5 protein-coding genes and 1 pseudogene are annotated in these 5,264 nt (G+C 64.9%); all 6 read left to right on the top strand.

The genetic code is table 11. The annotated features are described in order from the left end of the window. The coding region (locus EOA27_RS20475) for a F0F1 ATP synthase subunit delta (protein WP_127257007.1) at positions 1-436 on the top strand (436 nt) is incomplete at its 5' end. After that, positions 436-1,965: a F0F1 ATP synthase subunit alpha gene (gene atpA, locus EOA27_RS20470; protein ID WP_126080579.1), complete on the top strand. Its 1,530-nt coding sequence runs from the start codon at positions 436-438 to the stop codon at positions 1,963-1,965. The genes EOA27_RS20475 and atpA, both read left to right, overlap by 1 nt. A gap of 33 nt (positions 1,966-1,998) precedes the next feature. After that, positions 1,999-2,883, top strand: coding sequence for a F0F1 ATP synthase subunit gamma (locus EOA27_RS20465; RefSeq protein ID WP_126080580.1), 885 nt, complete (start codon positions 1,999-2,001; stop codon positions 2,881-2,883). Between the two features lie 69 nt (positions 2,884-2,952). Then, positions 2,953-4,527, top strand: coding sequence for a F0F1 ATP synthase subunit beta (gene atpD / locus EOA27_RS20460; protein WP_126080581.1), 1,575 nt, complete (start codon positions 2,953-2,955; stop codon positions 4,525-4,527). Positions 4,528-4,529: 2 nt separating this feature from the next. Further along, positions 4,530-4,755, top strand: a pseudogene (locus EOA27_RS20455) (hypothetical protein). Then, a complete protein-coding gene (locus tag EOA27_RS20450; RefSeq protein WP_126080583.1) occupies positions 4,748-5,155 on the top strand; it encodes a F0F1 ATP synthase subunit epsilon in 408 nt (135 codons plus the stop codon). The pseudogene EOA27_RS20455 and the gene EOA27_RS20450 overlap by 8 nt, the downstream one beginning before the upstream one ends. Positions 5,156-5,264: the final 109 nt, after the last annotated feature.

Raw genomic sequence — 5,264 nt, 5'->3', positions numbered from 1 at the left:
GCTCAACGGCAGCGACGATCTCAAGCGGCTGATCGACAGCCCGGTGTTCTCCAGCGAGGACCAGGCCAAGGCCATCGCGGCCATTGCCGACAAGGCAGGCATAACCGGTCTCGTTGGCAATTTCCTGCGCGTCGTCGCCAGGAACCGTCGCCTGTTCGCGGTGCCCGGCATGATCAAGGCGTTCCGCCAGATCGCCGCCGACCATCGCGGCGAGGCGTCCGCCGAGGTCACCTCGGCGCATGCGCTGACGGCCGCGCAGCAGACTGAACTGAAGGCGACGCTGAAGAGCATCGCCGGCAAGGATGTGGCCATCGCCATGACCGTCGATCCGTCGCTGCTCGGCGGACTGATCGTCAAGATGGGCTCGCGCCAGATCGATACGTCGCTCAAAACCAAACTCAATTCGCTCAAGCTTGCACTGAAAGAGGTCGGCTGATGGACATCCGCGCCGCGGAAATTTCCGCAATTCTGAAAGACCAGATCAAGAATTTCGGCAAGGAGGCCGAGGTCTCCGAAGTCGGTCAGGTTCTGTCCGTCGGTGACGGCATCGCCCGCGTCTACGGCCTCGACAATGTCCAGGCCGGCGAGATGGTCGAGTTCCCGGGCGGCATCCGCGGCATGGCGCTGAACCTCGAAGCCGACAATGTCGGCGTCGTCATCTTCGGCAACGACCGCGACATCAAGGAAGGCGACACCGTCAAGCGCACCGGCGCCATCGTCGACGTTCCGGTCGGTCCGGGCCTGCTTGGCCGCGTCGTCGACGCGCTCGGCAACCCGATCGACGGCAAGGGTCCGATCCAGGCCACCGAGCGCAAGCGCGTCGACGTCAAGGCGCCCGGCATCATCCCGCGCAAGTCGGTGCATGAGCCGATGTCGACCGGCCTCAAGGCCATCGACGCGCTGATCCCGGTCGGCCGCGGCCAGCGTGAGCTGGTCATCGGCGACCGCCAGACCGGCAAGACCGCCATCATCCTCGACACGATGCTGAACCAGAAGTCGGTGCACGACAACGGCCCGGAGAAGGAAAAGCTCTACTGCGTCTACGTCGCCGTCGGCCAGAAGCGCTCGACCGTTGCGCAGTTCGTCAAGGTGCTGGAGGAGCGCGGCGCGCTCGACTACTCCATCATCATCGCCGCCACCGCGTCCGACCCGGCGCCGATGCAGTTCCTGGCGCCGTTCGCCGGCTGCACCATGGGCGAATATTTCCGCGACAACGGCATGCATGCACTCATCAGCTATGACGATCTGTCGAAGCAGGCCGTCGCCTATCGCCAGATGTCGCTCTTGCTGCGCCGTCCGCCGGGCCGCGAAGCCTATCCGGGCGACGTCTTCTACCTGCATTCGCGCCTGCTCGAACGCGCCGCCAAGCTCAACGACGACAACGGCGCCGGCTCGCTGACCGCGCTGCCGGTCATCGAGACGCAGGCCAACGACGTGTCGGCCTACATCCCGACCAACGTGATCTCGATCACCGACGGCCAGATCTTCCTCGAGACCAACCTGTTCTTCCAGGGCATCCGTCCGGCGGTGAATGTCGGCCTGTCGGTGTCGCGCGTCGGCTCCTCGGCGCAGATCAAGGCGATGAAGCAGGTTGCAGGCTCGATCAAGGGCGAACTCGCGCAGTACCGCGAAATGGCGGCCTTCGCGCAGTTCGGCTCGGACCTCGACGCCGCCACGCAGCGCCTCTTGAACCGCGGTTCGCGCCTGACGGAACTCTTGAAGCAGCCGCAGTTCTCGCCGCTGAAGACGGAAGAGCAGGTCGCGGTGATCTTCGCCGGCGTCAACGGCTATCTCGACAAGCTGCCGCTCAACCAGGTCGGCAAGTTCGAGCATGGACTGCTCAGCCACATGCGCTCGGCCGGCAAGGATGTCCTCGACGGCATCCGCAAGGAGAAGGCGCTGTCGGACGATCTGCGCGCCAAGCTGAAGGCGGAAATCGACGCCTTCGCCAAGACCTTCGCTTGAACGAAGCCGGACGCACGGGATCAGGTTTGAAGCATGGCTTCGTTAAAAGACCTTCGTAATCGCATCGCCTCGGTCAAGGCGACGCAGAAGATCACCAAGGCGATGCAGATGGTCGCCGCGGCGAAGCTGCGTCGCGCGCAGGAGGCGGCGGAAGCAGCCAGACCCTATTCCGAGCGCATGGGCGCGGTTCTGGCCAACATCACCCAGGCGATCGGCGGCGGCGGCGATGCCCCGGCGCTGATGACCGGAACCGGCCGGGATGATGTGCATCTGCTCATCGTCTGCACCGCCGAGCGCGGCCTGTGCGGCGGCTTCAACTCGCAGATCGCACGGCTTGCTCGCGATCATATCCGCAGGCTTCTGGCCGACGGCAAGCAGGTCAAGATCATCTGCGTCGGCAAGAAGGGTTACGACATCCTGCGCCGCGACTATGCCTCGCTGATACTCGAGCGCGTTGACCTGCGCGAGGTCAAGGCGCTCGGCTTCGTCAATGCCGACGCTATCGCGCGCAAGGTCATCCACCTCTTCAACGAGGGCGGCTTCGACATCTGCACGCTGTTCTATTCGCAGTTCAAGTCGGTGATCAGCCAGATCCCGACGGCGCAGCAGATCATCCCGGCGGCACAGGCCTCGGCCGCCGCCGCGACAGGCAACGGCGCCACCGCGGTCTATGAATACGAGCCGGAGCCGGGCGAGATCCTCTCCGACCTGATCCCCCGCAACATCGCGGTGCAGATCTTCCGGGCGCTGCTGGAGAACGCGGCCGGCGAGATGGGCGCCAAGATGAGCGCGATGGACAATGCGACGCGCAATGCCGGCGACATGATCAACAGGCTGTCGATCACCTACAACCGCCAGCGGCAGGCGCAGATCACCAAGGAACTGATCGAAATCATTTCGGGCGCCGAGGCGCTCTAGGCGCGCGCGGGCGGGGTCCCAAGACCTCGCAGCGGCGTGAACAACGGATAGACGAAAAGGGCAAAGACGATGGCGAAAGCAGCTACCCCGAAGACCGCAGCCAAGGAGGCATCGGCCCCGAAGGCGGCAAAGGCCCCGGCAGCCGCGAAGGCCGCCGCTCCGGCGAAGAAGGCGGCCGCTCCGGCCAAGGCCGCGGCTTCCGCGGCGAGCGTCGCGGCCAAGCGCGTCGGCGCCGCTGGCAAGGTCCGCCAAGTCATCGGCGCCGTGGTCGACGTCCAGTTCGAAGATCACCTGCCGGCCATTCTGAACGCGCTGGAAACCGACAATGTCGGCAACCGCCTGGTGCTCGAGGTTGCCCAGCATCTCGGCGAGAACACCGTGCGCTGCATTGCCATGGACTCGACCGAAGGTCTGGTCCGCGGGCAGGACGTCTTTGACACCGGCGCGCCGATATCGGTTCCGGTCGGTCCGGGCATGCTCGGCCGCATCATCAACGTCATCGGCGAGCCGGTCGACGAGGAAGGCCCGGTCGACGGCATCGAAATGCGCGCCATCCACCAGCCGGCTCCGGCCTATGTCGACCAGTCGACGGAAGCGCAGATCCTGGTCACCGGCATCAAGGTTCTCGACCTGCTCGCGCCTTACGCCCGCGGCGGCAAGATCGGCCTGTTCGGCGGCGCCGGCGTCGGCAAGACCGTGCTGATCCAGGAACTGATCAACAACGTCGCCAAGGCCCACGGCGGCTTCTCGGTGTTCGCCGGCGTCGGCGAGCGTACCCGCGAAGGCAATGACCTCTATCACGAGTTCATCGAATCGGGCGTCAACAAGAAGGGCGGCGGCCAGGGCTCCAAGGCCGCCCTCGTCTACGGCCAGATGAACGAACCGCCGGGCGCGCGTGCCCGCGTCGGTCTTACCGGTCTGACGGTCGCCGAATATTTCCGCGACCAGGGCCAGGATGTGCTGTTCTTCGTCGACAACATCTTCCGCTTCACCCAGGCGGGCTCGGAAGTGTCGGCGCTGCTCGGCCGCATTCCTTCCGCCGTGGGCTACCAGCCGACGCTGGCCACCGACATGGGCGCGCTGCAAGAGCGCATCACGACGACGACCAAGGGCTCGATCACCTCGGTGCAGGCGATCTACGTGCCGGCCGACGACCTGACCGACCCTGCGCCGGCGACCTCCTTCGCCCACCTCGACGCCACGACCGTGCTCAACCGCGCGATCTCGGAAAAGGGCATCTACCCGGCCGTCGATCCGCTGGATTCCACCTCGCGCATGCTCGACCCGATGGTCGTCGGCGAGGAGCACTACCAGGTCGCCCGCCAGGTGCAGTCGATCCTTCAGCGCTACAAGTCGCTGCAGGACATCATCGCCATCCTGGGCATGGACGAGTTGTCCGAAGAGGACAAGCAGACCGTCGCCCGCGCCCGCAAGATCGAGCGCTTCCTGTCGCAGCCGTTCTTCGTCGCCGAAGTGTTCACCGGTTCGCCGGGCAAGCTGGTCGACCTCGCCGACACCATCAAGGGCTTCAAGGGCCTTTGCGCCGGCGACTACGACCACCTGCCGGAAGCCGCGTTCTATATGGTCGGCGGCATCGACGAAGCGGTCGAGAAGGCGCAGCGCCTGGCGGCTGAAGCGGCATAACTATGGACAGGAAGTTCTGTTGCTCCACCCTGCAAGAGGTGAATGACAGAGCTTCCCTCGCCGTCGTTCTTCGAGACCGACGATGGGATATTGATGATGACCGTCGGGACTGTCGAAACGGAAGACGGTCTTGGGTATTTCGATCAAGCGGTCATGTTCTGTCCCTTCTGTGGGACAGGATTGCAGACTGACAAAAGTATCGCCGGCAAGGTGAAGCAAAATGGCTGAAGCTTTCAAGTTCGAACTGGTCTCGCCGGAGCGGCTGCTCGTTTCCGAGCAGGTCGAGTCCGTCGTCATCCCGGGCGCCGAAGGCGAGATGACGGTGATGGCGCAGCACGCGCCGGTCATGACCACCATCAAGCCCGGCGTCGTCACGGTGAAAGCCGCGGGCGGCAAGGAAGACCGCTATGTCGTGTTCGGCGGTTTCGCCGACATCCTGCCGTCCGGCTGCACGCTGCTGGCCGAATCGGCCGTGCATGTGAACGACATCGACCGCGCGGACCTGGCGCGTCGCATCCAGGACGCCAGGGAAGACGCCGCCGACGCCAAGGACGACGTGGCGCGCAGCCGCGCCGAGCAGTTCCTCGCCCAGCTCACCACGCTGGAAGGCGCGCTGATCCCGGCCTAATTTCGGCTGCAGAGAAGCGATTTAAAGAGCGGGCTTGCCCCGCTTTTTGTTTGCCCCGTTTTTCCCGCCTCCGGCGTAAACGCCGGCGATGAGCTGAAGGCTCCTGAAC

The sequence above is a fragment of the Mesorhizobium sp. M2A.F.Ca.ET.037.01.1.1 genome (genome assembly GCF_003998075.1).
GTDB lineage: Bacteria > Pseudomonadota > Alphaproteobacteria > Rhizobiales > Rhizobiaceae > Mesorhizobium.
This window is presented reverse-complemented; position numbering and strand designations above follow the sequence as displayed.

Coding starts and splice junctions, on each gene's coding strand:
- atpA (WP_126080579.1), top strand. CDS start 436: ATGGACATCCGCGCCGCGGAAATTTCCGCAATTCTGAAAGACCAGATC.
- EOA27_RS20465 (WP_126080580.1), top strand. CDS start 1,999: ATGGCTTCGTTAAAAGACCTTCGTAATCGCATCGCCTCGGTCAAGGCG.
- EOA27_RS20450 (WP_126080583.1), top strand. CDS start 4,748: ATGGCTGAAGCTTTCAAGTTCGAACTGGTCTCGCCGGAGCGGCTGCTC.
- atpD (WP_126080581.1), top strand. CDS start 2,953: ATGGCGAAAGCAGCTACCCCGAAGACCGCAGCCAAGGAGGCATCGGCC.